General features: G+C 65.5%; 24 protein-coding genes. 12 read left to right on the top strand and 12 right to left on the bottom strand.

Translation table 11 applies throughout. The features are described 5' to 3' along the window. Nucleotides 1-53 precede the first annotated feature (53 nt). Together J1N50_RS16940 and J1N50_RS16935 are read right to left on the bottom strand one after the other, a co-directional pair. On the bottom strand, nt 54-1,211 hold the full coding sequence (locus J1N50_RS16940; RefSeq protein WP_215355913.1) for a CaiB/BaiF CoA transferase family protein: 1,158 nt from the start codon (nt 1,209-1,211) through the stop codon (nt 54-56). Nucleotides 1,212-1,340: 129 nt separating this feature from the next. Beyond that, nucleotides 1,341-2,534 (bottom strand): type III PLP-dependent enzyme, encoded by a 1,194-nt coding sequence (locus J1N50_RS16935; RefSeq protein ID WP_215355911.1) that lies wholly within the window; start codon nt 2,532-2,534, stop codon nt 1,341-1,343. 253 nt (nt 2,535-2,787) lie between these two features. On the opposite strand from J1N50_RS16935, the gene J1N50_RS16930 reads away from it, so the two are divergent. Next, the gene (locus J1N50_RS16930; RefSeq protein ID WP_215355909.1) at nt 2,788-4,458 is read left to right on the top strand and encodes an FAD-dependent oxidoreductase; all 1,671 of its coding nucleotides are present in this window, start codon (nt 2,788-2,790) and stop codon (nt 4,456-4,458) included. A gap of 12 nt (nt 4,459-4,470) precedes the next feature. Here J1N50_RS16930 and J1N50_RS16925 read toward each other — a convergent pair whose 3' ends face one another. The 4 genes from J1N50_RS16925 to J1N50_RS16910 form a co-directional block, all read right to left on the bottom strand. Further along, a complete protein-coding gene (locus tag J1N50_RS16925) occupies nt 4,471-5,643 on the bottom strand; it encodes a carboxynorspermidine decarboxylase (RefSeq protein ID WP_215355907.1) in 1,173 nt (390 codons plus the stop codon). Between the two features lie 82 nt (nt 5,644-5,725). Next, nucleotides 5,726-6,727, bottom strand: coding sequence for a glycosylasparaginase (locus tag J1N50_RS16920; RefSeq protein WP_215355905.1), 1,002 nt, complete (start codon nt 6,725-6,727; stop codon nt 5,726-5,728). Between the two features lie 41 nt (nt 6,728-6,768). Next, entirely contained in the window at nt 6,769-7,119 is a 351-nt protein-coding gene (locus tag J1N50_RS16915; RefSeq protein ID WP_215355903.1) for a DMT family protein, read from the bottom strand. A gap of 53 nt (nt 7,120-7,172) precedes the next feature. Continuing rightward, complete coding sequence (locus tag J1N50_RS16910) at nt 7,173-8,381, bottom strand: saccharopine dehydrogenase family protein (RefSeq protein WP_215355900.1); 1,209 nt, start codon at nt 8,379-8,381, stop codon at nt 7,173-7,175. A gap of 65 nt (nt 8,382-8,446) precedes the next feature. Between J1N50_RS16910 and J1N50_RS16905 the strand changes: the two genes are divergently transcribed. From J1N50_RS16905 to J1N50_RS16885, 5 genes are all read left to right on the top strand, one after another. Continuing rightward, nucleotides 8,447-9,436 carry a threonine ammonia-lyase gene (locus J1N50_RS16905; protein ID WP_215355898.1) on the top strand — a complete coding sequence of 330 codons (990 nt, stop codon included), beginning with the start codon at nt 8,447-8,449 and terminating at the stop codon, nt 9,434-9,436. A 46-nt stretch (nt 9,437-9,482) separates the two neighbouring features. After that, entirely contained in the window at nt 9,483-9,932 is a 450-nt protein-coding gene (locus J1N50_RS16900; protein ID WP_215355896.1) for a hypothetical protein, read from the top strand. Nucleotides 9,933-10,057: 125 nt separating this feature from the next. Then, nucleotides 10,058-11,278: a BtaA family protein gene (locus tag J1N50_RS16895; protein ID WP_215355894.1), complete on the top strand. Its 1,221-nt coding sequence runs from the start codon at nt 10,058-10,060 to the stop codon at nt 11,276-11,278. Between the two features lie 2 nt (nt 11,279-11,280). Next, nucleotides 11,281-11,919 (top strand): class I SAM-dependent methyltransferase, encoded by a 639-nt coding sequence (locus J1N50_RS16890; RefSeq protein ID WP_215355892.1) that lies wholly within the window; start codon nt 11,281-11,283, stop codon nt 11,917-11,919. A gap of 33 nt (nt 11,920-11,952) precedes the next feature. Then, a complete protein-coding gene (locus J1N50_RS16885; RefSeq protein WP_215355890.1) occupies nt 11,953-12,546 on the top strand; it encodes a GNAT family N-acetyltransferase in 594 nt (197 codons plus the stop codon). A gap of 3 nt (nt 12,547-12,549) precedes the next feature. Here J1N50_RS16885 and J1N50_RS16880 read toward each other — a convergent pair whose 3' ends face one another. The 3 genes from J1N50_RS16880 to murI form a co-directional block, all read right to left on the bottom strand. Further along, nucleotides 12,550-13,239, bottom strand: a complete 690-nt coding sequence (locus tag J1N50_RS16880; protein WP_215355888.1) for a nitroreductase — start codon at nt 13,237-13,239, stop codon at nt 12,550-12,552. Beyond that, a complete protein-coding gene (hemA, locus tag J1N50_RS16875; RefSeq protein ID WP_215355886.1) occupies nt 13,236-14,450 on the bottom strand; it encodes a 5-aminolevulinate synthase in 1,215 nt (404 codons plus the stop codon). The genes J1N50_RS16880 and hemA overlap by 4 nt, the downstream gene beginning before the upstream one ends. 124 nt (nt 14,451-14,574) lie before the next feature. Continuing rightward, nucleotides 14,575-15,384: a glutamate racemase gene (gene murI / locus J1N50_RS16870; RefSeq protein ID WP_215355884.1), complete on the bottom strand. Its 810-nt coding sequence runs from the start codon at nt 15,382-15,384 to the stop codon at nt 14,575-14,577. Between the two features lie 122 nt (nt 15,385-15,506). Here murI and plsY point away from each other — a divergent pair, with 122 nt between their 5' ends. From plsY to J1N50_RS16840, 6 genes are all read left to right on the top strand, one after another. Then, nucleotides 15,507-16,112: a glycerol-3-phosphate 1-O-acyltransferase PlsY gene (gene plsY / locus J1N50_RS16865; RefSeq protein ID WP_215355882.1), complete on the top strand. Its 606-nt coding sequence runs from the start codon at nt 15,507-15,509 to the stop codon at nt 16,110-16,112. Continuing rightward, complete coding sequence (gene dprA / locus J1N50_RS16860; protein ID WP_215355880.1) at nt 16,109-17,194, top strand: DNA-processing protein DprA; 1,086 nt, start codon at nt 16,109-16,111, stop codon at nt 17,192-17,194. The genes plsY and dprA overlap by 4 nt, the downstream gene beginning before the upstream one ends. A gap of 115 nt (nt 17,195-17,309) precedes the next feature. Next, nucleotides 17,310-18,920: a vWA domain-containing protein gene (locus J1N50_RS16855; protein WP_246553703.1), complete on the top strand. Its 1,611-nt coding sequence runs from the start codon at nt 17,310-17,312 to the stop codon at nt 18,918-18,920. A 129-nt stretch (nt 18,921-19,049) separates the two neighbouring features. Then, nucleotides 19,050-20,042, top strand: coding sequence for a hypothetical protein (locus tag J1N50_RS16850; protein WP_215355878.1), 993 nt, complete (start codon nt 19,050-19,052; stop codon nt 20,040-20,042). 98 nt (nt 20,043-20,140) lie between these two features. Further along, complete coding sequence (gene topA / locus J1N50_RS16845; RefSeq protein WP_215355876.1) at nt 20,141-22,708, top strand: type I DNA topoisomerase; 2,568 nt, start codon at nt 20,141-20,143, stop codon at nt 22,706-22,708. Between the two features lie 31 nt (nt 22,709-22,739). Next, a complete protein-coding gene (locus J1N50_RS16840; protein WP_215355873.1) occupies nt 22,740-23,903 on the top strand; it encodes an alpha/beta fold hydrolase in 1,164 nt (387 codons plus the stop codon). Here J1N50_RS16840 and era read toward each other — a convergent pair. From era to lepB, 3 genes are read right to left on the bottom strand one after another with little or no spacing between them, the layout of a single operon-like run. After that, on the bottom strand, nt 23,900-24,793 hold the full coding sequence (era, locus tag J1N50_RS16835) for a GTPase Era (protein ID WP_215355871.1): 894 nt from the start codon (nt 24,791-24,793) through the stop codon (nt 23,900-23,902). The genes J1N50_RS16840 and era overlap by 4 nt on opposite strands. Beyond that, entirely contained in the window at nt 24,790-25,473 is a 684-nt protein-coding gene (gene rnc / locus J1N50_RS16830) for a ribonuclease III (protein WP_215355869.1), read from the bottom strand. The genes era and rnc overlap by 4 nt, the downstream gene beginning before the upstream one ends. Beyond that, a complete protein-coding gene (gene lepB, locus J1N50_RS16825) occupies nt 25,470-26,363 on the bottom strand; it encodes a signal peptidase I (RefSeq protein ID WP_246553701.1) in 894 nt (297 codons plus the stop codon). Before lepB ends, rnc begins: the two co-directional genes overlap by 4 nt. Nucleotides 26,364-26,441: the final 78 nt, after the last annotated feature.

Raw genomic sequence — 26,441 nt, 5'->3', positions numbered from 1 at the left:
TTATGATGTGCCGCCATGCTAAGGTGCCCGGCCGACAATGCAACGGCCGAAGTTTACCGGCTGTTTGCGATCTCCGCCCGGATCGCGTCGCCGTCGCCGCCGACCGTCGGCGCAAAGCCGAGGTCGCGGGGCGGGGCGGCGCTATATCGGACCGGCGGCTGCATTTCCCAGAAGCCGCCGACTTGCGGATGCTCGCGGTGGCGGAAGAAGCCGGTGGCAACCAGATGCGGGTCGTCCCTGATATCTTCCAGATCGCGGACCGACATGGCGGGAATGTCGTTTGCGGCGAAGAGATCGAGCCATTCGGCGGTGGTCTTCGTTGGCGTCTTCCGCGCGATTTCGCGATAGACCAGCGGCATATGGTTGCCCTTGGCCTTCGCCTCCTCGAATTCGGGAGACCCGAGCAAGGCTTCGCTGCCGAGCAGACCCATCAGGCGCGCCGTGGATTCGGGCGTGTAGGGGACGATCGCGATATGGCCGTCGGCGGTCGGAAAGGGCTGGCGGGTCGGATCGAGCTGACGCGGATAGCCCGCGGGGCCGATCGGCGGGTCGAGCGTCGCGTCGCGCAGATGTTCGGTCAGCATGAAGGCGGCGAAGCATTCGAACATCGGCACTTCGACCCTTTGTCCCTCGCCGGTGCGCAGTTTGTGCACGAGCGCGGCGAGGATCGCCTGCGAGCCGAACTGCCCGGCGATCTTGTCGGCGATCAGCGATGGGAAATAGCGTGGGCGTGGATCGCCATCGACGCGGGGAAGCAGGCTCGTCGTGCCGGTCGCGGCCTGGATGACGTCGTCATACGCCTGCAGATCGGCATAGGGACCGTCCTGCCCGAAGCCGGTGCCGTGGACATAGATGATGTCGGACTTGATCGCCGCGCAGCCCTCGTAGTCGAAGCCGAGCCGCGTTATCGCCTTGCCGCGGACATTGTGGAAGAAGACGTCGGCGGTGGCGATCAGATCGCGCAGAATTGCTGCATCCTCGGGATTTTTGAGATCGAGCGCGATCGAGCGCTTGCCGCGGTTCACGGTCAGATGCGTCGATCCCATCGTCGGATCCGGAATGCCAGAGCCGAGATAGCGCGATACATCGCCGATACCCGGGGTTTCGACCTTGATGACCTCGGCGCCGAGATCGGCGAGCATCTGCGTCGCATAGGGGCCGAAAATGACCGTGGTCAGGTCGACGATGCGAATACCGGCGAGCATGGTCATAGGGTGATTGCCTCTCCTTTTTGCGCCACGATGGAATCGTTGCGGAAGAAAACGGAAAAGGCAATTGCGCGCGAAGAAAAAGGCCGGCGCATCGCTGCACCGGCCTCTGTATCCACTATTCCACGTCGTTCAGAAAAGCTTCGTCACCGTCGCACTGCGGCGCTCGGGCGCGGCTTCGCCAGTGTAGAGGCTTGCCATCGGCTCGTCGCTGACGACATGGATTTCTTCCGCACCGAAGCCGTTGAACCTGGTGCGCATCGCGCAGCCATAGGCGCCGAGCATGCCGATCTCGATAAAATCGCCTGCCTTGACGTCAGCCGGCAGGAAGAAGGGCCCCGCCATATGGTCGAGGTCGTCGCACGTCGGACCGTAGAAGCTGAACGCGGCCATTTCCGCATCGCTCTCGGGCTCGCGCAGCAACGTCACCGGGAAGCGCCAGCCGACATGCGCGGCGTCGAACAGCGCCCCGTAAGCACCGTCGTTGATGTAGAGCTCTTCGCCGCGGCGCTTTTCGACGCGAACGATCAGCGAGCTGTATTCGGCCGACAGCGCGCGGCCGGGCTCGCACCAGAGTTCGGCCGAATAGCTGATCGGCAGGCTTTCGAAGCTGCGGTGGATCGTCTCGAAATAGGCGCCGAGCGGGGGGGGCTCCATGCCCGGATAGGTCGACGGGAATCCGCCGCCCACATCGACGATGTCGACGGTGACCGCGGCCGCGACGATTGCGGCGCGGACGCGCTCCATCGCTTGCGCATAGGCGTGCGGCGTCATCGCCTGGCTGCCGACATGGAAACAGATGCCGAGCGCATCGGCGGCCTGGCGCGTTGCCATCAGCAACTCGCCGACATCCTCGGGCTCGGCGCCGAACTTGGCGGCGAGGCTGAGCTTCGAATGGTCGGACGAGACGCGCAGGCGCACGAGCAGATTGAGATCGGCGGCGCCCTCGGTCGCACGGACGATTTTCTGAAGCTCGTCCATGGTGTCGAGCGAGAAGGTGCGCACCCCATGCTTCCAATAGGCTTCGGAAATCGCTTCCTCGGCCTTCACGGGATGCATGAAGCAGAGCGTCGCGTTCGGAAGCGTACGCGCGACGAGGCGCACCTCGGCGATCGAGGCGACGTCATAATGCGTAACACCCGAATCCCAGAGCACGCGCAGCAGGTCGGGCGACGGATTCGCCTTGACCGCATACATGGTCGTGCCGGGAAATCGCTCGATGAAGAAACGCGCTGCGCGCGCCGCGGCGTGCGGGCGGACAAGCGTAACAGGTTCGACCGGCGAAAGTGCCTGAATCAGCCCGTGGGCGCTATGATGCTGGTGCAACTCAAGGGACCCCCAAAAATAACGTTCAACACAAAGGCTGCCTTGCGGTTATTGGAAGTCCCCCTGGGGCAGCGGAGGGCGATATATTGAGGGGGGTCCCCGCTGTAAAGGCCCAATCGCGCAATTTTGTAACGCTGCGGTAACACTCGCGCCGAAACGGGGCAGAGCTGCGCCGAAGGGGCGAAAGCGAGACAAAATGCCCGACTTACGCTATCGACATATCGCTCTTCCCGACAAAAGGATTTCGCGCGCCATGACTCCTCCCGCCGACGTCAACCACACCTTTTCGGACGCCGAACTCGAAGAGCTGATTCCGTTCGGCGCCGTCGAATCGCATAAGGCGGGCGATCTGATCCTGGCGGAAGGAACGATGGCGCCCGATTGCATCATCACGCTGTCAGGGCACACCGATATCTTCGCGACCACGGACCAGGGGCGCCGCCGCGTCGGCTGGATGGAGCGGGGGCAGTTCGCGGGCGACCTGTCGGTGCTCACGGGCCAGCGCCATTTGTCGCGCGTCGAAATGGGAGCGGACGGGGACATACTGCGTATCCCCTATGAAAGTTTCCAGCGGCTGATTTCGGGCAACAGCCACTTTTCCGACGTGTTCGTGCGCGTGTTTGCGGCGCGACGCGAATTCGGCAACAGCCGGGGTTTCGCGGCGACCATCGTATTGGGCGCCGCGATGGACCGCACGGTTTACGCGCTGCGCGACCTTTTGATGAAGCATGGCGTTGCGCACCGCTGGTTCGACCCTGCCGATGGCCCTGTTGCGGCTCATCTGATGGCCGAGCGCGGGCTGACCGAGGAGCAATTGCCGGTGGCGATTCTTGGCGCCGCCGACGTGTTGATCCAGCCGACGCCCGAACAGTTGGCGCAGGCACTGGGGCTGGACCTGCTCCCCGACGGGGCGACCGCGGACGTGCTTGTCGTCGGCAGCGGGCCGGGCGGGCTCGCCGCGGCGGTCTATGCCGCATCCGAAGGGCTGACGGTGATCGCCATCGACGCGCTGGCGCCGGGGGGGCAGGCGGGGACGTCCTCGAAGATCGAAAATTATCTCGGCTTTCCGACCGGCATTTCGGGCAACGAGCTCGCGCGCCGCGCGACCGTGCAGGCGCAGAAGTTCGGCGCGCGGCTGGTGTCGCCGGTGCGTGCGGCATCGATCGGGCGCGACGGCGATGCCTATTGTCTGCATCTCGCCGACGGGCGCAAGCTGCGCAGCCGGGCGGTCGTGGTGTCGAGCGGGGCGCAATATCAGCGCCTGCCGATCGAGGGGATCGAGAATTACGAGGGGCGCGGTATTTATTATGGCGCGACGCCGATGGAGGCGCAGCTGTGCAGCAACGCCGAGGTGACGGTGGTCGGCTCGGGCAATTCGGCGGGACAGGGGGCGATCTATCTCGCGGGCGTCGCGAAGAAGGTCTATGTCATCTTCCGGCGCAAGAGCCTGCGCGAGACGATGTCCGAATATCTGGTCAAGCGGCTCGAGGAACATCCGAATATCGAAATCATCGGATCGACCGATGTCGTGGCGCTGCGCGGCGAAGGGCAGCTCGACGGCCTGACCTATCGCTGCCGCGAGACCGGCGCGGAGGATCTTTGCGACTGCAAATTCCTGTTCCTCTTCCTTGGCGCGAACCCGAACACCGGCTGGTTGCCGAAGGAAATGGTCTGCGACGAAAAGGGCTTCGTAAAGACCGGTGCCGATATTGCACCGCTCGAACTCGTGCGCGCAGGCTGGTCGCTCGACCGGATGCCGAGCCGCTTCGAGACGAGCTGGCCGCGGATTTATGCGGTGGGCGACGTGCGCAAGGGGTCGGTGAAGCGCGTCGCCTCGTCGGTCGGCGAGGGATCGGTCGTGGTGAGCGACATCCACCAGGCGCTGGCGGAGATCAGCGCGGAAGCCGTTGCAGCATCCCGATGACGAATAAGGTGGCTAGCTCAGCCGCGTCTTGAAATCCTGGTAACCGAACTCGCGGATCAGCTTGAGGTCGTCGGTCTCGCTGTCCCACAGCCAGATCGATGGCAGCGGCACGCCGTTGAAGGTGTTCGTCTTCACCATCGAATAATGCGCCTGATCGAGAAAGGCGAAGCGCTGGCCGATATGCGCGTCGCCGGGCAGGCGATAGTCGCCGATCACGTCGCCGGCGAGACAGGAAGGGCCGCCAAGGCGTGTCGGCATTCCATCCGGTCTCTCCCCCAGCATCGCGGGACGATAGGGCGCTTCGATCACGTCGGGCATGTGGCAGGTCGCGCTGATGTCGGTGATGCCGATCGGCATGCCGTTGTCGAACAGGTCGAGCACTTCGCCAACGAGGATGCCCGCGTCGAGTGCAACCGCCTCGCCCGGCTCGATCATCACGTCGCAGTTCGTCGCGGCGCGCACCTGCTTCAGAAAGGAGATCAGGTCGTCGGTCTGGTAGTCGGCGCGGGTGACATGGTGGCCGCCGCCGAAATTGATCCATTTGAGCTGGCCGAAGAAGGGGCGCAGCATTGGCTGCACCGCCTGCCAGGTGCGCTGAAGCGGCGGGAAATCCTGTTCGCACAGGCTGTGCATATGGATGCCGTCGACGCCTGCCATATGCTCGGGGAGTAATTGGGTAACCGGGAAGCCGAGGCGGCTGCACGGCGCGGCCGGGTCGTATTTCGCGACCTCGCCCTCGCTGTGCATCGGGTTGATGCGCAGGCCGATGTCGAAGCGCTCGCTTTGCGCGCGCAGCTCGTCGAGCAGCGGACGAAAGCGGGCGATCTGGCCGGGCGAGTTGAAGATCAGATGATCCGACAGGCGGGCGATTTCGGGGAGGTCGGCTTCCTTGTACCCCGCGCAATAGGTCGCGACTTCGCCGCCATATTCCTCACGTCCGAGCCTGGCTTCGTAGAGCCCCGATGCGCAGACCCCGTCGAGATAGTCGGTGACGGTCGATCCCAGCGACCACATCGAAAAGGCCTTGAGCGCCGCAAGCACGCGCGCGCCCGACTGGTCGCCGATATGACGCAGCACGGCAAGGTTCGCGCGCACTTTCGCAGCATCGACCACGAAAGCGGGCGAGGGGACGCGGGTCAGGTCGAAGTGGGCGAAGGCCCCGGGGTCGCCGGCTCTGGTTTCCATGGCGCGCCTCTAGAGTGTTTTACAGGTGGATGAAAGCGGATCGGGTCTGCGGAGCGCAAGGTGACGGCGCGACGGGTCGCTTTCAAGACACCGGGACCTTGACGTTTCCCGTTGCGGTCTGGACCGAATAGCTGAACTGTGTGTCCTCCCATCCGGTGGTTTTGGCGCCGCCATGCACGCCGTCGCGGCGGATCACCGCGATGCCGCCCCCGATGCTGTAGCCCGCATCCTCGATCCGCTTGATCGCGGCTTCGGCGGCGGCTTGGGGCGCCATGCCGCCGAGCATCAGTTCGACGGCGTGATACGTCGGGAGGAAACGCATCATGACGTCGCCGTTGCCGGTCGCGACCGCGCCGCCGACCGCTTGATCGACATAGGCGCCGGCTCCCGCGATCGGCGAGTCGCCGACGCGGCCCGGGATCTTGAACTCGCGCCCGTTGGTCGAACAGCCGACGCACAGATTGCCGGCCGCATCGAGCGCGATGCTGCCGACAGTGTCGTGCCGCGCCAGCGCTTCCGCCGTGCGGATCGGTTCGGGGTCGAAGGCGTTCGTCCTTTCGCCCTTCGCGGCCCATTTGTCCCACGCCTGCTGCGACACGACGCTGGTCAGAGTGGTTTCGGTGAAACCCATGCGCGCGGCAAAGCGCGTCGCGTCGTCGCCGACGATCAGGCTATGCTGCGTCTTCTCCATCACCGCCCGCGCGACCGAGATCGCCTTCTTGACGCGCTTGAGGCAGCCGACCGCGCCGAGATCGTGCGTCGGTCCCCACATCATCATCGCGTCGAGCGTCGTCTCACCGACCTCGTTGGGGACACCGCCCGCGCCGACCCAATAGTCGCCGAGCAGCTCGACATGGTTGATCGCCGCCTCGACCGCGTCGATTGCCGATGCGCCGCTTGCGAGCATCGGCCAGCCGACGGCATTGGCGCCAGGGCCGAAATCCCATGTCGTCAGGATGAAGGGCTTGCCGGTCGGAATGACCTTCGGCGCGGCGGGTTTCGCCGTGGCGCCTGGAATTCCGAGCGCGGCCAGCCCCGCTGCTGCCGCGCCGAAAAACCGTCTGGAAATTGCCTTATCCGTCATCGCCCGTTCTCCCGCTGGCGGCGAGGGTAGCGGGCGGGGCGTCAGGCTGCAATCGGCGCCTTGAAGATGAAGAAGGCGCCGCCGCAGATCAGCGCGAAGCCGATCAGGTGGTTCACCGTCAGCCGCTCGCCAAGCCAGAAGGTCGCGAAGCCGGCAAAGACCACAAGCGTGATCACTTCCTGAATCGTCTTGAGCTCTGCGGTCGTATAGACCGCGTGACCGACGCGGTTCGCCGGGACGGCAAGGCAATATTCGAAAAAGGCGATGCCCCACGCGACCAGGACCGCCAGCCATACCGGCCGCGACATGTCGCCCAGATGCCCGTACCAGGCAAAGGTCATGAAGATGTTCGAGACGAAGAGCAGCCCGATGGGCAGGATATAGGCCGTCATGGGATTCCCTTGCAGACGCGGGTGCCGACACTGGCCGGCCCCCGCAGCAGCAATCAGAAATCGAGCGGCCCGTCCAGTTCCTTCACCTGCCACGGCAGCCCGTGCTTGTTCAGCATGTCCATGAAGGGATCGGGGTCCATCTGCTCCATGTTGAACACGCCCTGGCCTGACCATGTTCCGGTTACCATCATCGCGGCACCGATCATCGCGGGGACGCCGGTGGTGTAGCTGACCGCCTGATTGCCGGTTTCGGCATAGGCGTCCTCATGGTCGCAGATATTGTAGAGGTAGAGCGTCTTTTCCGTCCCGTCCTTGGCCAGGCCGGTTGCGATCACGCCGATGTTCGTCTTGCCCTTTGTCGTCTCGCCGAGGCTCGAGGGTTCGGGGAGCACGGCTTTGAGGAACTGCAGCGGGATGATCTCCTTGCCCTCGTAGATCACGGGATCGATCCGCGTCATCCCGACATTCTGGAGGACGGTCAGGTGCTGGATGTAAGCATCGCCGAAGGTCATCCAGAAGCGGATACGCCTGATCTCGGGCAGGTGGGTTTTCAGGCTTTCGATCTCCTCATGATACATGAGGTACATATTCTTGGGTCCCACGGCCTCGAAGTCGAAGGTCTGCTTGACCGACATCGGCGGGGTTTCGACCCAGTCGCCATTTTCCCAGTGACGCGCGACCGCGGTCACTTCACGAATATTGATCTCGGGGTTGAAGTTGGTCGCGAAATGCTGGCCATGATCGCCGCCGTTGCAGTCGAGAATGTCGAGCGTGTCGATGCGGTCGAAGTGATGCTTCCTCAGCCAGGTCGTGAAAACGCTGGTGACGCCGGGGTCGAAACCCGAACCGAGCAGCGCCATCAGGCCCGCGTCCTTGAAGCGATCCTGATACGCCCACTGCCAGTGATATTCGAATTTCGCCTCGTCGCGCGGCTCGTAGTTTGCGGTATCGAGATAATGCGCGCCGGTCGACAGGCACGCCTCCATGATCGTCAGATCCTGATAGGGCAGCGCGAGGTTCACGACATGCGTCGCACCGACCTGACGGATCAGCGCCGCGGTGGCGTCGATATGGTCGGCGTCGACCTCGGCCGTCTTGATCGTGATGCCGGTGCGTTGTTTGACCGACTCGGCGATCGCATCGCACTTGAACTTGCGACGGCTGGCGAGCGTGATGTCGGGGAAGATGTCCGCATTCATTGCCATCTTGTGGACCGCGACCGAACCGACGCCGCCTGCGCCGATCACCAGAACCTTGCTCATCTCGATAATCTCCTGTGCGGGCATATGCCGCTTGTCAACTATGCCGCGCCCTATAGGACGAAGCCATGACAGAACAAAGCCCCGATGCCCTGATCGACCCCGCGCGGGCACCGACGCTTGCAGGCGTCGAACGCGCAGCGGCGAAAGTCGCGGCCTTGCTGCCGCGAACCCCGCTGTTACCGCTTGACGTCGAGGGCAGGACGATCTGGTGCAAGGCCGAGTGTCTGCAGCCGGTCGGAGCCTTCAAGATCCGCGGCGCCTGGCACCGGCTGACCGATCTGACACCCGAGCAAGCGAACGAGGGTGTCGTCGGCGTGTCGAGCGGCAATCACGCCCAGGGCGTTGCATGGGCTGCGAAGCGACTGGGGATCAAGGCGACAATCGTGATGCCGAGCAACGCGCCGGCGATGAAGCTCGCGGCGACGCGGCGGCTGGGCGCGGATGTCGTGCTTTATGATCGCGTCACGGAATCGCGTGACGCCGTGGCGGCGAAGCTGATTGCAGAGCGTGGCGGGACGCTCGTCCATGCCTATGGCGATCCGTGGATCATCGAGGGACAGGGCACGGTGGGCATCGAGGCAGCCGCGCAGATGAAGGCGCGGGCCATCGCCGGGCCCGACAAGGTGGTCGCCTGTTGCGGCGGAGGCGGTCTGTCGGCGGGTCTCGCTCTCGCTCTGCCCGATGCCGAAATCGTCGCGGTCGAGCCCGAGGGGTGGGACGATGTGACGCGCAGCCTTGCCGAGGGCAAGATTCTTTCGGTCGAGGACATGGCCTATCCGACCGAATGCGACGCCCTCCAGACGCCCCAGACCTGGCCGATCAACTTTGCGGTGCTTCAGGCGCGTGGGGTTCGGGGCGTGGTCGTGACGCGACGCGAGGTTCGCGACGCGGTGCGCCTCGCCTTCGAGAAACTGCATCTGGTGGTTGAGCCCGGTGGCGCCGCCGCGCTGGCGGCCGTGCTGGCGGGGAAGGTCGTGCTGACCGATGCGACGCTGGTCACGCTGTCGGGCGGCAATGTCGACCCGCTGAAATTCGCCGATATCATTACCGAATAGGAAACTTGTCGGTCCCCGAGCGTTGAGACGGAGAAGGAGACGTATGATGCAGAAGAGCATGATGCTGACGGGCGCGATGGCGCTGGCCCTGTTGACGGGATGCGAGAAGGCCGAAGCCCCGGCGCCGACCGATACCCCGACGACGACCGAGGAAGTGCCAGTCGAGACCGTTCCGGCCGAGGGTGCGGACGCGACCGATCCCGCTACGGCCTCGCATCGTTTTGCAAGCTGGGCCGGAAAATGGACCGGCGTCGAGGGGATGTACGCGACGATCACTCCCACCGAGCCCGGCAAGTACAAGCTGGAAATGCAGTCGGACCTCGACACCAAGGGCACCTATGACGGCGAGGACAGCGAGCATGGCATCAAGTTCAAGCGCGGCAGCGAAGAGCTGTCGCTCCGCCGCGGCAGCGGTGATGAAACCGGCCTCAAATATCTCGCCGGCAAGAAGGAATGCCTGATCGTGAAGTCGGGCGAAGGTTATTGCCGCGATTGATCTGCGAAACGGCGACAGGGCTTTTTTGACGCTGTCGCCGATTTGTCATCGAAACGACGCGGGAATCGCAACAAATGCTGCCATGCGCGGCCCCGGATCCACCTCTCTCCGGGAGACCATGACCTATGGCCAGCCAGCCCAATCGCAAGATCGCCGCCGCCGTTGTTCGCGAAGATGCCGAACAGAAGCAGCGCCTGCTCGACCGCGCTTTTGCGCTGGCTTTCAAGGGGCTGGTCTATGCACAGATCTGGGAAGATCCGGTCGTCGACATGGAGGCGCTGGCGATCGAGCCCGGCAACCGGATCGCGACGATCGCGAGCGGCGGTTGCAATGCGCTATCCTATCTGACCGCCGACCCGGCGGAGATCGTCGCGGTCGACCTCAACACGGCGCATGTCGCGCTCAACAATCTGAAACGCGTCGCGGCGCAGCGGCTGCCCGATTACGAGAGCTTCCGCCGCTTCTTCGCCGAAGCCGACAGCGTGGCCAATATCGCCGACTACCGCACCTTCATCCGTCCGCATCTCGACGAAACGAGCCGCCGTTATTGGGAAGGCCGCGACCTTGTCGGACGCCGCCGCATCAACGGCTTCGCCAGCGGCCTCTACAAGCGCGGTCTGCTCGGCAATTTCATCGGGCTCGCACATCTGGTCGCGCGGATGCACCGGATCGATCTGAAGCAATTTCTGGGCGCCAAGACGATCGCGGAGCAGCGCGCGATTTTCGACGAGAAATTTGCGCCCTTCTTCGATCGCAAGCTGATCCGCTGGATCACCGACCAGCGCTCGTCGCTCTTCGGGCTCGGCATCCCGCCGGCGCAATATGATGCACTTGCCGACGGCAAGCCGATGGCCGACGTGCTGCGCGGTCGGCTCGAGAAGCTCGCCTGCGACTTCCCGCTCGAGGAGAATTATTTCGCCTGGCAGGCGTTCGGGCGCGGCTATGGCAGGGGCAAGGCGGCGCCGCTGCCGCCCTATCTGCAGGCCGGTCATTATGCCGCGGTGCGCGCGCGCGCCGAGCGGGTGACGATGCTGCACGCGAACATGACCGACATGCTCGCCGCAAACGACGCCGCAAGCTTCGATCGCTATATCTTCCTCGACGCGCAGGACTGGATGAGCGACGCGCAGCTCGCTGCCCTCTGGACCGAAGTCACGCGCACGGCGCGTCCGGGTGCGCGGGTTCTCTTCCGCACCGCTGCCGAGCCGACGCTGCTGCCCGGCCGTCTCCCCGACGATCTGCTCAGCCGGTGGGATTATCGCGAGGACGCGTCGCTCGATTACACGCGCCGCGATCGCTCGGCAATCTACGGCGGGGTTCATCTCTATGTGCTGAAAGACGCCTGAGCGTGGCGGCGCATGGCGAGCTGATGGACCGCGTCTATCGCACGCAGCGGCACATCTACGACCTCACGCGGAAATATTATCTGCTGGGGCGCGACGGGTTGATCGCCGATCTCGCGCCGCCGCCGGGCGGGAGCGTGCTCGAAATCGGATGCGGCACCGGGCGTAACCTCATCGCGGTGGGCAAGGCGTGGCCGGAGACGCAGCTGTTCGGGATCGATATTTCGGACGCGATGCTGGAGACCGCGCGTGCGTCGGTGACCAAGGCCGGTGTCACCGCGGCGCTCGCGCAGGGCGATGCGTGCGAATTCGACGCGCAGGCGCTGTTCGGCCGCGCGACCTTCGATCGCGTGTTCATCAGCTATGCGCTGTCGATGATCCCCGACTGGAAGGCGGCGCTGGTCCAGGCCGCAAGCTGCGTTGCGCCCGGCGGGCGGCTCGAGCTCGTCGACTTCGGCCAGCAGGACCGGTTGCCAGGGCTCTGGCGGCGCGCGCTGTTCGGCTGGCTGGCCCAGTTCCATGTCGCGCCGCGTACCGAGCTCGGCCGCGTCATCGTGGCGCTGGCGAAGGAAACCGGCAGTACGAGTCATTGCCGCAGCCTCTATCGCGGCTATGCGATCCGCGGCGGTCTCGCGCGCGGCTGATTTGCTGCTATCGTCACCGAAAAGGAGGGGTAAATGGGCGAGACGATTGGACAGGCGGAGCGTGAGCAGCTTTCAGCGGTGGTGGAGACGCTGGCGCAGGCGTTCCAGACCGATCCGGCGCTGTCTTGGATATTGCCCGATCCCGGCCATCGCGAGCGGGCGCTGCGGGGTCTGTTTCGGGTGCTCGTGCCTGCGGACGTCCGTGCGGGTGTGGCGCTGCGTTCGGACGGCGACGAGGCCGCCGCTCTCTGGCGCGCGCCGGGGCAGGCCGACAGCGGCACGCTCGAATTGCTGCGCAGCGTCCTTCCGCTGATCGCGACCTTCGGCACAACCCTGCCGCGCGGGCTGAAAGTGCAGGGCAGCATCGACGCGCACCGGCCCAAGGGGCGCTTCTGGTATCTCCATTATGTCGGCGTCCGGCCCGACCATCAGGGCAAAGGCCATGGCGGGCGGATCATCCGCGCGCAGACGGCGGTTGCCGATGCCGAAGGGGTGCCGTGCTGGCTGGAGACCGCAACGCCGGAGAATGTGCCGCTATACGAACGACTGGGTTTCGTTACGCAGATCGAATGGGATGTTCCCGGCGGCGGTCCCCATTTCTGGGGTATGATGCGGCCGCCGGCCTGAGGGTCAATCGTCGAAGCCGACGAAGCGGACGGCGTCTTCGATGCTCTTGCGGTTCGATACGACCGCATTGGCCGGAAAGCTCTCGTCGGGCCAGCCCATCGCGACGCAGATCATGATCACCTGATCGTCGGGGATGCGCGCATGTTCGCGCACGACGGGGCTTTGCATGATGCCCTGGCTGTTGATCACGCAGCCCAGCCCGCGCGACCAGGCGGCGTTGACCAGCGCATTGGTGACGGCGCCGCAATCGAAGGGCGCGATGTCGCTGCCGAGCAGGACGCGGTCATAGGTCACGACGATGCTAACCGGCGCATCGAACTGGCGAAAGCCGCGCAGCACCCAGTCCTGCCGCCCATCCTTGTCGTCGCGCGCGATGCCCATTGCGCCGAAGAGTTGTTTCGCAACCTCGATCTGGCGCGCACGGTGCATGTCGGCTCCGCCATCGAACCGCCGGAATTCGCGGCTGTCGGGCTTGCCGGCCAGGATGCCCTCGGTATTGCCGCGCCGGATCGCATCGAGCGGTGCGCCGGTGACGACCGAGAAATTCCAGCACTGGTTGTTGTACGACGAGGGCGCGCGCATCGCGACTTCGAGTATCTCGGCCACCAACTCTTTCGGAACGGGCTCGTCGAGGAAACCGCGGATCGAGCGGCGTCCCCGGACGACCTCGTCATAGCCGCGGGCGGTCGTCACGCGGCCTTGCGCAGCTCGAGACGGTCCCAGATTTCGACGAGCGCTTCAGTCAATTCGCGCATCATCGCCTCGTCATGCGCCGGGCCAGGCGTGAAGCGCAAGCGTTCGGTGCCGCGCGGCACGGTCGGGAAATTGATCGGCTGCACATAGACGCCATATTCGGCGAGCAATATATCGCTGATCTTCTTCGCGCGCACCGGATCGCCGACCATCAGCGGGACGATGTGCGTCGTCGAATCCATCACCGGCAGTCCGGCGTCGCGGAAGCATTGCTTGAGATAGGCCGCTGCCGCCTGCTGCGCGTCGCGCTCGACGCTCGACGCCTTGAGGTGACGGACGCTGGCGAGGACTCCCGCGACGAGCACCGGCGAAAGGCTGGTGGTGAAGATGAAGCCCGGCGCGTACGAGCGGATCACGTCGACGATATTCTTGTCGGCGGCGATATAGCCGCCCATCACGCCGAACGCCTTGCCCAACGTCCCTTCGATAATCGTGACACGGTGCGCCGCCTCGTCGCGGTCGGTGATGCCGCCGCCGCGCGGGCCGTACATGCCGACGGCATGGACTTCGTCGCAATAGGTGAGCGCGTTATACTTTTCGGCAAGGTCGCAGATCGCATGGATCGGCGCGACGTCACCGTCCATCGAATAGACGCTCTCGAACGCGATCAGCTTTGCGGCGTCGGGATCGTCGGCGGCGAGCAGTTCCTCGAGATGTTCAAGATCGTTGTGCCGCCACACGCGCTTTTCGCAGCCCGAATTGCGGATGCCCGCGATCATCGAGGCGTGGTTGAGCTCGTCCGAATAGATGATGCAGTTCGGGAGCAGCTTGCCGAGCGTGCCGAGCGTTGCCTCGTTCGAGATATAGCCGGAGGTGAAGAGCAGCGCGCCATCCTTGCCGTGCAGGTCGGCAAGTTCATGCTCGAGGTCGATATGATAATGGGTGTTGCCGCCGATGTTGCGCGTGCCGCCCGAACCGGCGCCGACGTCGTGCAGCGCCTCCTCCATCGCCTCGATGACCTTGGGATGCTGGCCCATCGCGAGATAGTCGTTCGAGCACCAGACGGTGATCGGCTTCGGCCCGTTGTGGCCCGCGAAGCAGCGCGCGTTCGGAAAAGCGCCCTTGTTGCGCAGAATGTCGATGAAGACGCGGTAGCGGCCCTCTTCGTGCAACCGGTCGATCGCGCGTGCGAAAATATCGTTATAGTTCACGTCTCAGCCCCGCATGTCAGGTGCCAGTTCGGCGTCGGCGCCGCTCCCTCCGGCGACGGTATTCCGCGCCGCATTACCCTCGAAAGGCTGGGAAAGCCAGTGCGAACGATTCGCAGCAGTTGTGTCAAATTGTCTCAATCGACCCGATGCCATAGGGCGCGAGCGCCGCGAGGGGCGGGGGCGGGCGATCGTCGCTGCGTGTGAACACCGCGATGCCGGGAGCGGGGTCGGCAGGCCACCGCTGGCCGTCGGTCAGATAGGCGATGCGCCGCGCAATCCCTGCCGCTCCGTCGATCAGGCGAACGCCGGGGCCGGCAACCGCCTGCAGCTCTTCGGCGAGCAGCGGGAAGTGGGTGCAGGCGAGGACGATGACGTCGATCGCATCGCCGCCGGGCTGGTTGCGCAATCCCGCGATCGCGCGCTCGATGGCTGCCGGGTCATAGGGCTGGCCATTGAGCTTTGCCTCGGCGGCCGTAACCAGCCCGGGACTGCCATGGCGAAGCACCGTCTTGTCGCTGGCGAACTTGGCGCTGAGGTCGTCGACATAGGGCTGGCGCACCGTCGCCTCGGTGCCGAGGACGCCGATCGCGCCGGTTTGGGTCAACTCGGCAGCGGGTTTGATCGCGGGGACGGTGCCGACGATCGGCAAGTCGAGTGCGGCGCGAACGTGCGGCAGGGCAATCGTCGACGCGGTGTTGCACGCGATCACCGCGAGGCGCGGCTGATATCGCTCGACGAGGCGGCCGAGCAGAGCGGGAACGCGCGCGGCCAGTTCCTCGTTCGTCTTCTTGCCATAGGGCAGGCCCGCATAGTCGGCGGCATAGACAAACCGTGCGGTCGGAAGCAGCGCGCGCGTCGGGTCGAGCACGGATAGCCCGCCGAGACCGCTGTCGAAGAAGAGGATGGGCGCGTCCGGTTCGGGGGAATGATCCATATCGGACGCGGCGATACGCCAAACGCCCGCCGCGCGGCAAGCATGGCGTTGACCCATAGCCCCCACTGCCGCCAAAAGGCGCGGGCAGCCGGAGGCGAGTCCGGCAAGCTGGGGAGCGCCGTGTGACGATCATCGTTTTGGCCCTGACGGGCTATCTGCTGGGGTCGATCCCCTTCGGGATCATCCTGACGCGGTTGTTCGGCGCCGGAGACCTGCGCCAGATCGGCTCGGGGAATATCGGCGCGACCAATGTGCTGCGGACGGGGCGCAAGGAACTGGCGGCGGCAACGCTGATCCTCGATGGCGCCAAGGGCGCGGTTGCGGTGCTTCTGGCGCGCCAATTTTTGCCCGAGTTGGGGCAGGACGGCGCGATGATCGCAGGCGCGGCGGCGATGATCGGCCATTGCTATCCGGTGTGGCTCAAATTCCGGGGCGGGAAAGGGGTGGCGACGCTGCTTGGCCTGTCGCTCGCGCTCGCGTGGCCGATCGGCGTCGTGTTCGCGGTCGTGTGGCTCGCGGCGGCGTTGCTCTCGCGCATATCTTCGCTGGGCGGCATGGTCGGTGCGGTATCGGCGCCGGTCGCTGCGCTGGCGCTCGGCTATCCGGTCTATGCGACCGGGCTCGCCGGGCTGGCAGTGATCGTGCTGTGGCGCCACCGCGAGAATATCGCGAGGCTTCGCGCGGGCACCGAACCGCGCATCGGCTCGAAGAAGGACAAGGCTGCGTGACGGACGCCGAGCGGCTGGCACGGCTGCGCCTGATCCGCACGCCGCATGTCGGTCCGGTAAGCTGGCATCATTTGATGCAGCGCTTCGGTTCGGGCGAGGCGGCCCTCGAGGCGTTACCCGGCCTTGTGCTGCGGGGCGGCGCAGGGAAACCGCGTATCGCCCCCGCCGAACTCGCGCAGCGCGAGATCGAGCGCGTTGCCGAATTGGGCGCGCGGCACGTGTTCAGCGACGACGCGGACTATTCCGCGCTGCTGCGCGAGGCCGAGGGCGCACCGCCCGTCATCATCGTGCGCGGCGACATGGCGATGCTCCAGCGGCCGTCTGTCGCGATCGTCGGCGCGCGTAACGCTTCGGCGATCGCGTGCCGCTTTGCCCGGCAGATGGCGGCCGATCTCGCCGCGCGCGGCGTGACCGTGGTCAGCGGGCTGGCGCGCGGGGTCGATACCGCCGCGCATGTCGGTGCGCTCGGCGGATCGACCGCAGCGGTGATCGCGAGCGGGATCGACATCGCTTTTCCGCCCGAAAATGCCGCGCTGCAGGAAAAGATCGCGAGCGACCAATTGCTGGTCGCCGAGCAGCCGCCGGGCACCGAACCATTGGCGCGGCACTTCCCCGCGCGCAACCGCATCATCGCAGGCCTTGCGCACGGAACCCTGGTGATCGAGGCGGCGCCGCGTTCGGGGTCGTTGATCACGGCGCGGCGCGCAGGCGATTTCGGGCGCGAGGTCATGGCTGTGCCGGGGTCGCCGCTCGATCCGCGCGCGCAAGGGTGCAACCAACTGATCCGCGAGGGCGCAACGCTGGTGCAGACCGTCGACGATGTGCTCGAAGCGATGGGCCCGATCGACGATCGCATGGCGCGTGAACCGCGCCCCGCGTCTTTCGAGATGGCGCAGGCGATCGAGACGGGGGACGGGGATCGCGATGCTGTCGCCGGACTTCTCGGCCCGACGCCGGTTGCGGTGGACGAGATCGTGCGGCAATCCGGGCGCCCCGCGGCTGCGGTCCAGCTGGTGCTGCTCGAACTCGAACTCGCCGGCCGCGTTGCGCGGCACGCCGGAGCGCGGGTGTCGCTGATGTGACCCGCCGCACAGCGGCGCAACTCCCGACAATCTAACCACTCATCGCGGTTCAGCCACGGTTCAGCGGCTGGCCGACAGGTTGATGATATTGTATCTCATGCCGGGGAGTTGGATGATGCGAAATCGATTGCTGACAGGTGTCACCATATTTGCCGTGCTGGCTTCGGGCCCGACGCCGCTGCCCTTGGCAATCGCCAATGCCCGGACTGTCGATCCGCAGCAGGGCTTCTGCCGCAATGCGGGGCCGCTGCCGCGTCTCGACCCCGAAGAGAGGCCGCAGCCGCAGCAGAATGAAGGGGCGTACAAGAAGCGCGGCGGCCGCGAGCGAGCCGACGATGCGGTTATGGCGAGGCCGATGCCCGAGGCTCCTCCGCCTCCGCCGCCGCCTCCTCCACCGCCTCCGCCGCCGATGATGGCTCCGCCGTCTCCGGCGGTCGATGGCGCGGCGCGCGAGGTGGTGGTGACGGGCAGTGCTGCCGGATCAGCCGAGGCATCGGCGCCGGTCAGCGCCACGCCGCCCGTTGAAGGGATTAGCGCGGGATCCGCCGCCGGCTTCGGGGCACGGGGCGACGTTTCGAGAATGCCGCCGCGCCCCTATCCGCAGCCGCAGTCGGGAATATTGACCGCCGGCGAGCATGACGACCTGCTGAATCCCGAACTTTATGCCGCTTATGTAAACCGCAGCAATCTGGGGCAGGAGATCCGGACGATGCCGCGGGTCGATACGACGCGGGTCGTGACGGTGAAGGTCAACGACCGCAGCGGCCAGCCGATTCCCTTCGCCGATGTCGTCGTCACCTGCAGCGACGGCAACAGCATCACGATGGCGACGCAGGCTGACGGCAGCGTGGTCTTTTTCCCCGGCCTCGACCGGCTGAGCGAGCGGATCACCATTTCGGCGCGGAAGGCCGGGCGCACGATCGCCGACGCGCGCACCGTGCTCGTCAGCGGCGCGGCGGGCGGCCAGACGGTCGGCCTGACCGCGAACCATATGGCGGTGAAGGCGACGAAGCTCGACCTGATGCTTGTCGTCGATACGACCGGCAGCATGGGCGACGAGATCCGCTACCTCCAGTCCGAAATGCGCTCGATCATCGCGTCGATCACCGCAAAGCACCGCGATCTCGATATCCGGATCGGCTTTGTCTTTTACCGCGACCTTGGCGACGATTACGTCACGCGCACCATCGCCTTTACCCGCGACGTCGGCGCGGCGCAGGGTTCGCTCGCGCAGCAATATGCGACCGGCGGGGGCGACTATCCCGAGGCGATGGACCAGGCGTTGATCCGCGCGGTCGGTCAGGACTGGCGGCCCGATGCGGTCAAATCGCTGCTGCTCGTCGCCGACGCGCCGCCGCACGACGAACTGTTCGGACGAACCTGGCAAGCCGCCGAAGTCGCGCGCGCCAAACGGATCCACATCACGCCGGTCGCGGCGTCGGGCGTCGCAGACAAGGCCGAATATGCGATGCGCGCGATGGCCGCGGCGACCCAGTCGCGCTATCTGTTCCTGACCGACGACAGCGGTGTGGGCAATCCGCACGCGCCGCCAGCGATCGACTGCTATCTGGTGACCAAGCTCGACGCACTTGTCCGCCGGGTAATCGACAGCCAGATCAGCGGCCGCCGCATCGAACCAGAGGATCAGGAGATCATCCGCAGCGTCGGCAAATATGACGCTGGCAAATGCATCCTGCCGGCCGACTTCAAATGGCAGAACGGTTGACGCTCTGACGTCAGACATTGACTCGCCCCCGCATCTGACCGATGCGGGGGACCGTGGGTTGCTTCGATTAACCTCTCTCTTCGGTCGGTAGGGTCGACCGGCAGGGTGCGGGGTCGGAGGATATGACCCATGAAGAAATTGCTGTCGGCTGCCGCGATTGCGGCGCTGCTGGTTCAGCCTGTCATCGCCAACGCCAAGGATGCCGAACCGGTCAAGATTTCGGGACCGGCGAATGCCAAGGGCGTTACCGCCGTCGCCGTCGGCGCCTTCAACGTCGGCTTCATCTTTGAATCCATCGACCAGACCGCGGCGACCGGTGGATTGATGGGCGCGTTCGGCGGCACGACCAAAGCCAAGAGCGCGCTCGTCGGCGTGACACCCGAGATGATGCAGGCGGTGACCGACGCCGCCTATGCCGACTTCGTGCGGCAGCTCGCGGCAAGTGGCTACACGGTGCAGCCGGTAGCCGAGCTGTTCGGGCACGGCGCGCTTTCCAAGCTCAAGTCGCAGGACGTGCCGCTCGACATCAACATCGCGCTCGAAAAGGGCAGCAAAGGCAAAGCGACCTATTTCAAGCCGACCGCATTCCCTTCGCTGCTGATGATCCCGGGCGATTTCCAGGGCTCGGGGATGAGCAGCATCGGGATCAACATGTCGGCGGGGCAGGCGAGCTATGCGCTCTCCACATATGCCAAGGAGAGTGGGATCGGGGTGATCGACGTCGTCTATCTGATCGACTTTTCGCAGCAGAAGCGCCCTGGCGCGTTCAGCTTTGGCGGCATTCAGGTCAACAGCGCGCTATCGGTGAGTGCTGACTATTCGCGCATGACCTTGATCGCGCCGAACGGCAAGCAGTCGGTCATCACCATAAAGGCGCCGGTCGCGGTCGAGGGCGAGTTCGTCGAAATGGCCGACGCTTCAAGCGGCGCCGACAAGGCCTTGCAGTCGGGAGCCAATGTTGCGGGGGGCGTCGCCGCAGTCATGGGTTTCGGCGGCTTGCGTTTCGGTAAGACGCGAAAGTTCGAGTTCACCGCCAAGCCCGGCAACTATGAGGAGGGTGCAGCGAAGGCGGCGACGCTTGCCAGCGAGCTTCTGATTGGGCGTCTGGGCGCTCTCCGTTGACCCCGGTGAGGGCGCTCCTTAAATCCGCTTGACGGAGGGCCGGGGCGCCCGCCACCCTCGCGCGTGTACGTGAGAGTAATCGGGGAACGAGTTTTTCAATGCAATTGGTGATTGTGGAATCGCCCGCCAAGGCGAAGACGATCGAGAAATATCTCGGTCGCGATTTCAAGGTTCTGGCCAGCTATGGCCACGTCCGCGACCTGCCGCCCAAGGACGGATCGGTCGATCCCGACGACGGCTTCGCGATGCAGTGGCAGCTGTATCCCGACAAGGCGAAGCGGCTGAAGGAAATCCAGGACGCGGCAAAGTCCGCAGACCGCCTGATCCTCGCGACCGACCCCGATCGCGAGGGCGAGGCGATCAGCTGGCATGTGCAGGAACTGCTGCGCCAGAAAAAGGCGCTGCCGCAGACGGTCGACCGCGTGACCTTCAACGCGATCACCAAGCAGGCGGTCACCGACGCGATGGCGCATCCGCGCGAGCTCGACACCGACCTGATCGACGCGTACCGCGCGCGCCGTGCGCTCGACTATCTGGTCGGCTTCACCCTGTCGCCGGTGCTGTGGCGCAAGCTGCCCGGCGCGAAATCGGCGGGCCGCGTCCAGTCGGTGACCTTGCGCATGATCGTCGAGCGCGAGCGCGAGATCGAGGCCTTTGTTGCGCAGCAATATTGGTCGGTAACCGGCCTGTTCGAGATGGCCGGCACGCCGTTCAAGGCGCGGCTGTCGCGCTGGCGGGGCGAGAGGATCGAGCGGCTGTCGATCGGCACCGAAGCCGACGCGCGTGCCGCCGAGGCCGATGTGAAGGCCGGCCACTTTACCGTCGATACGGTCGAGACCAAGCCGCTCACCCGCAACCCGCCGCCGCCGTTCACGACGTCGACCCTCCAGCAGGAGGCGGCGCGCAAGCTCGGTTTCTCCGCGAGCCACACGATGCGTGTCGCGCAGGATCTCTACGAGGACGGCGCGATCACCTACATGCGTACCGATGGCGTTCAGATGGACGGCAGCGCGATCAGCGCCGCGCGCAAGGCGATCGCCGATCGTTACGATGGCGGCTATGTTCCCGATCAGCCGCGCCAATATCAGACCAAGGCGAAAAACGCGCAGGAAGCGCACGAGGCGATCCGTCCGACCGACTTCTCGAAGGACAAGGTCGGCGGCGGCGATCATGCGCGCCTCTACGAACTGATCTGGAAGCGCGCGCTTGCGAGCCAGATGGCGTCGGCGCGGCTCGAACGGACCAGCGTCGATCTCTCCGACGGCACGGGGAAGACGGTGCTGCGCGCGACCGGGCAGGTCGTGAAGTTTCCGGGCTTCCTCGCACTCTACGACGAGGGGCGCGACGACGCCGAGGATGAGGATGCGCGCCTGCTGCCCGCGATGGGCAAGGGCGATGCGCCCGCGAAGACCGGCGTCGAGGTCGAAAGCCACGAGACCCAGCCGCCGCCGCGCTATTCGGAGGCGAGCCTCGTCAAGAAGATGGAGGAGCTCGGCATCGGGCGTCCGTCGACCTATGCCGCGATCCTGCAGGTGCTGAAGGATCGCGCCTATGTGCGGGTCGAGAAGAACCGCTTCATTCCCGAAGAGAGCGGGCGATTGCTGACGGCGTTCCTCGAGCGTTTCTTCAATCGTTACGTCGAATATGATTTCACCGCGGGGCTTGAGGAAGAGCTCGACGACGTGTCGGGCGGCCGCGCGCAGTGGCAGGCGGTGCTCGAACGCTTCTGGCGCGACTTCAAGCCGCGCACCGGCGAAGTGATGGAGCAGAAGCCGTCGGAGATCACGGCGGCGCTCGACGAATTTCTCGGCCCCTACCTGTTCCCCGACAAGGGCGACGGCAGCGATCCCCGGCTCTGCCCCAATTGCGGCACCGGGCGGCTGGCGCTGCGTGGCGGCAAGTTCGGGCCGTTCATCGCGTGCAGCAACTATCCCGACTGCAAGTTCACGCGGAAATTTGCGCAGCCGGGCGGTTCCGATGCCGGCGACAGTGGCCCCGAGGTGATGGGTACCGACCCCGAAAGCGGGCTGGAAGTGTCGAAGCGCAGCGGGCGCTTCGGCCCGTACATCCAGCTCGGCGAGGGCAAGGAAGCGAAACGCTCGTCGATCCCGAAGGACATTCCCGCCGAGGATTTCGACCTCGACTATGCACTGCGGCTGCTCAGCCTGCCGCGCGAAGTCGGGACGCATCCCGAAAGCGGCAAGGTCATCATGGCAGGGCTCGGCCGCTATGGCCCCTATCTGCTCCACGACGGCAAATATGCGAAGCTGACCGGCACCGCCGAGATCTTCGACATCGGTATGAATGCTGCGGTCGCGCGGATCGCCGATGCCGCGAACGGCGGTGGTCGCGGCGCGCGGGCCAAGGCCGAACCGCTCAGGACATTCGGCCCGCATCCGACGAGTGGCGGCGAGATAAAGCTGATGGCCGGGCGCTTCGGTCCCTATGTGACCGACGGCACGACCAACGCGACGCTGCCCAAGACGGTCGAGGCCGATGCCCTGACCGAGGAAGAAGCGATCGCGCTGATCGATGCGCGCGCGGCGAAGGGACCGGCTAAGGGCAAGAAGAAGGCGCCGGCGAAAAAGGCTGCGGCAAAGAAAACGCCGACCAAGAAGGCTCCGGCGAAAAAAACGCCGGCAAAAAAGGCCGCACCCGCAGAATAGTGTCATCCCGGCGAAGGCCGGGATGACGCCTATGGGCCACTATGGTAGCATCGGCGCATCGGGAGGTATTTCGATGCGCCGCTCGCTTGCCGTCTTGTCCGCCCTTCTTGCCCTGTTCGTGCTGCCCGCCGCTGCGCAGCAACCCGGAACGCTGATCTCCGCCGAGCCGATGCAGGCGACGCCAGCGGGGGTGCAGGCTTGGAAAATCCTCTATTGGACCAGCAACGGCAACGGCCAGCGTTTCCAGGTCACCGGCATCGTCGCGGCGCCGATGGAAGCGATCCCGCCGCGCCCGCGCCGCGTGATCGCCTGGACGCATGGCGCGTGGGGTGTTGCGGAGAAATGCGCGCCGTCGCTAAGCTCCAATTTCTTTGAATATAGCGCGGGGATGGATGCCGTTCGCGCGGGCTATGTCGTCGTCGCCCCCGATTATATCGGCCTTGCCAGTCCGACAATGCACCCCTTTCTTGTCGGTCCCGATACGGCGAATGCGGTTCTCGACGCGGTACGGGCCGCGCGGGAGATTCCGGGCGCCGCTGGGGGCCGCAGCTTCGCGGTTTGGGGGGAGTCGCAGGGCGGTCATGCCGCGCTGTGGACGGCGATGTCGGCGCGGAGCTACGCGCCCGATCTGACGCTCGTCGGCACCGCCGCCGCCGCGCCGCCGACCGATCTTGCCGCCAACCTGCGTGAAGGCAGCGACAAGAATGCTCGCGCGCTGCTGCTATCCTTTGCGCTGCACAGCTGGTCGACGCTCTATGGCTTCCCGCAGGACGGCATCACCAATCGCACCAATCAGGGCATCATCCGCCGGTTGGCCGAAAATAATTGCGTCGCCTTCAACAAGAAGCCGAAGCTCGGGACGATCCTCGGCATTTTGACCATCGCCCGCGCCACCCGGACCAAGGACATTGCGAAGATCGAGCCCTTCGGCTCCTTCGCGCGTGCCAACAGCGTCGATCCCGCGCGCGTGCCGGGCCCGCTGCTGATCGCGCAGAGCAGCAAAGACACGATCGTCGCGCCCGCCGTCACGCGCAAGTTCGCGAAAGCGGTCTGCAGGCGCGGAACGCCGATGCGCTGGATCGACATGGCGGGCGATCATGGTTCCAGCGCGAAGGACAGCGCGCAGGAAACGATCGGCTGGATCACCGCGCGGTTTGACGGAACTCCGCCTCCGAACGACTGTCGGCGGATTTAATCGACCCAGTCGAGCCCCATGTCGCGATAGACGCTGCGGTCCTCGTCCCAGTTTTCCTTCACCTTGACGTGCAGGAACAGGTGGACCTTGCGGCCCATCAATTCGGTCAGTTCGGCGCGGGCGCGGGCGCCGATTTCCTTGATGCGGGCGCCGCCCTTGCCGAGCACGATCGCGCGCTGGTTGTCGCGCGCGACGAAAATCTGCTGGTGGATTTCGGCGCTGCCGTCGGGGCGCGTCTTGAACAGCTCGGTCTCGACCGTCGACTGATAGGGCAGCTCCTCGTGGAGCTGGCGGTAGAGCTGCTCGCGCGTGATTTCGGCGGCGAGCATGCGTTCGGGCGCGTCGCTGACCTCGTCCTCGGGGAAGTGCCACGGCCCCTCGGGCATCAGGCTCGCGAGATTGGCCTTGAGCTCGGCGACCCCGTCGCCGCTGCTCGCCGAGATGAAATAGGTCTCGTCGAACGCCACCTTCGCATTGAGCCCGGTCGCGATCGTCAGCAGCTTGTCCTTCTTGGTCAGGTCGACCTTGTTCAGGATCAGATATTTCTTTTCGGGCCGGTTCGCGATGCCTTCGAGCACACGCTCGACGCGGCCTGTCAGTTTGGCCGCGGCGTCGACCATCACGAGGATCGCCTCGGCTTCCTCGAGGCTGCCCCAGGCGGCGGCAACCATCGCGCGGTCGAGGCGGCGCGTCGGGGCGAAGATGCCGGGGGTATCGATCAGGACGATCTGCGCATCGCCCTCCATCGCGACGCCCATCAGCCGCGTGCGGGTCGTCTGCGCCTTCGGGCTGACGATTGCGACCTTCTGGCCGACGAGCGCGTTGACGAGGGTCGATTTGCCGGCGTTCGGCGCGCCGACGACGGCCACGAAGCCGCAGCGCTGGGTCATTTTTCTTCTTCCTGTGTCAGTCGTTCGAGCAGCGCCGCCGCCGCCGCCTTTTCGGCCGCCTGCTTCGAGGCGCCTTCGCCCTCCGCTTCCGCGAGCTTGCCGACCGCGACCGCGACGAGGAAGCGCGGTGCGTGGTCGGGGCCTTCGCGGCGCACGAGGCGATATTCGGGCGGGCGGCGTTTGCGCGCGAGCGCCCATTCCTGCAACGCGGCCTTGGGATGCTTGGGTGCGGCGACCTGTCCCTCGATCATCGCGCCCCATTTGGCGACGATGAAAGCCCGTGCGGCCTCCTCGCCGAGATCGAGCCAGAGCGCGCCGATCAACGCTTCGAGCGCATCGGCGGCGATATTGTCGCTATAGCGTCCGCCGTCGCCGATCGCCTGGCTGCCGAAATGGACATGCGCGTTGAGGTCCAGCCCTTGCGCGATCCGCGCGCACGTCTCGCCCGACGCGAGCGCATGAAGCCGCGACGAAAGCTCGCCCTCGGCAGCCTTCGGAAAACGGCGGAACAATTCGGACGCGATGACGAGGCCCAGCACGCGGTCGCCCAGAAACTCAAGCCGCTGATAGTCGCCCGCGCCGCTGCTGCCGTGGGTCAGCGCCTCCTGATAGAGGCTCAGGTTGCGGGGGCTGGCGCCGGTGAGGGCTGCAATCGTCTCCGCGGAAACGCGGTCGCTCAAAAGCCTTCCCCGATACGGCTCCAGCGCGCGGCGGTGAACCAGCTGATCGGGTTGATCCAGCTGGCCGAACCATCGGTCGAGAACATGCCGACGAGCGCGTGGCCGACGAGATTCTCCTCGGGAACCAGGCCGATGCCACCGTTTTCCTGCGCCTCGAAGCGGCTGTCGGCGCTGCGGTCGCGGTTGTCGCCCATCAGGAACAGGTGTCCGGCGGGCACCGTCACAGGTTCGGTATTGTCCTCGGGTATCGTCGTGATGTCGAGGATCGCATAGCTCTTGCCGCTGGGGAGCGTCTCGCGGAACTGCCGGTACCGGCACTGGCGCTGGCCATTGGCTCCAATCTCTTCGAACTGCGGGGCGTAGCAGGGCAGGGTGCCCGTGGTGCGCGAGGCGTCGATCATGTTCTGCGTCACCGGGATCACGAAATCGGCCATCGGCTCGCGCTTCAGCGGCTTGCCGTTCAACCAGACAATGCCTTCCTTTACCTGCACCGTATCGCCGGGCAGACCGATCACGCGCTTGATATAATCATTGTCGTTGACCGGCGGCGCCTTGAACACGACGACGTCGCCGCGTTCGGGCGTGCGCGCGAAGATGCGGCCCGGAATCAGCGGTACACTGAAAGGCAGGCTGTATTTCGAGTAGCCATAGGCCATCTTGTTCACGAGCAGATAGTCGCCGATCAGCAGGCGCGGCTGCATCGATTCAGACGGAATGTTGAAGGGCGACAGGAAAAAACTGCGGAAAATCAGCACCGCGATCGCCAGCAGCGCGAGGAAGCGGACGGTGTCGACGGCCTCTTCCTTCGCCGAAACGGGCGCGGGCTCGGGAGTCGTGGGGCCGGGCTTTGCGGCGGGTGAATTGTCGGCGGTCAGGCTGGCGTCGGTCATCGCCCGGCATTGGCGACGAATAGGTCTGCGCGTCAAGCAAATATCGGCGGATCGCGCTGGCGCGGCGGCGGCCGCTGG

The organism is Sphingopyxis soli, assembly GCF_018682675.1.
In the GTDB taxonomy this organism is placed as follows: Bacteria; Pseudomonadota; Alphaproteobacteria; order Sphingomonadales; family Sphingomonadaceae; genus Sphingopyxis; species Sphingopyxis soli.
Note: the sequence above shows the minus strand (reverse complement) of the source record. Positions and strands in the feature narration are given on the sequence as shown.

Excerpts from the sequence above, each read along its gene's own strand:
- J1N50_RS16855 (WP_246553703.1), top strand. The coding sequence starts at position 17,310 with ATGCGAAATCGATTGCTGACAGGTGTCACCATATTTGCCGTGCTGGCT.
- J1N50_RS16925 (WP_215355907.1), bottom strand. The coding sequence starts at position 5,643 with ATGGAAACCAGAGCCGGCGACCCCGGGGCCTTCGCCCACTTCGACCTG.
- era (WP_215355871.1), bottom strand. The coding sequence starts at position 24,793 with ATGACCCAGCGCTGCGGCTTCGTGGCCGTCGTCGGCGCGCCGAACGCC.
- J1N50_RS16940 (WP_215355913.1), bottom strand. The coding sequence starts at position 1,211 with ATGACCATGCTCGCCGGTATTCGCATCGTCGACCTGACCACGGTCATT.
- topA (WP_215355876.1), top strand. The coding sequence starts at position 20,141 with ATGCAATTGGTGATTGTGGAATCGCCCGCCAAGGCGAAGACGATCGAG.
- J1N50_RS16895 (WP_215355894.1), top strand. The coding sequence starts at position 10,058 with ATGGCCAGCCAGCCCAATCGCAAGATCGCCGCCGCCGTTGTTCGCGAA.
- J1N50_RS16840 (WP_215355873.1), top strand. The coding sequence starts at position 22,740 with ATGGGCCACTATGGTAGCATCGGCGCATCGGGAGGTATTTCGATGCGC.
- J1N50_RS16905 (WP_215355898.1), top strand. The coding sequence starts at position 8,447 with ATGACAGAACAAAGCCCCGATGCCCTGATCGACCCCGCGCGGGCACCG.
- J1N50_RS16850 (WP_215355878.1), top strand. The coding sequence starts at position 19,050 with ATGAAGAAATTGCTGTCGGCTGCCGCGATTGCGGCGCTGCTGGTTCAG.
- J1N50_RS16885 (WP_215355890.1), top strand. The coding sequence starts at position 11,953 with ATGGGCGAGACGATTGGACAGGCGGAGCGTGAGCAGCTTTCAGCGGTG.
- murI (WP_215355884.1), bottom strand. The coding sequence starts at position 15,384 with ATGGATCATTCCCCCGAACCGGACGCGCCCATCCTCTTCTTCGACAGC.
- lepB (WP_246553701.1), bottom strand. The coding sequence starts at position 26,363 with ATGACCGACGCCAGCCTGACCGCCGACAATTCACCCGCCGCAAAGCCC.
- J1N50_RS16900 (WP_215355896.1), top strand. The coding sequence starts at position 9,483 with ATGCAGAAGAGCATGATGCTGACGGGCGCGATGGCGCTGGCCCTGTTG.
- J1N50_RS16915 (WP_215355903.1), bottom strand. The coding sequence starts at position 7,119 with ATGACGGCCTATATCCTGCCCATCGGGCTGCTCTTCGTCTCGAACATC.
- J1N50_RS16910 (WP_215355900.1), bottom strand. The coding sequence starts at position 8,381 with ATGAGCAAGGTTCTGGTGATCGGCGCAGGCGGCGTCGGTTCGGTCGCG.
- J1N50_RS16920 (WP_215355905.1), bottom strand. The coding sequence starts at position 6,727 with ATGACGGATAAGGCAATTTCCAGACGGTTTTTCGGCGCGGCAGCAGCG.
- J1N50_RS16930 (WP_215355909.1), top strand. The coding sequence starts at position 2,788 with ATGACTCCTCCCGCCGACGTCAACCACACCTTTTCGGACGCCGAACTC.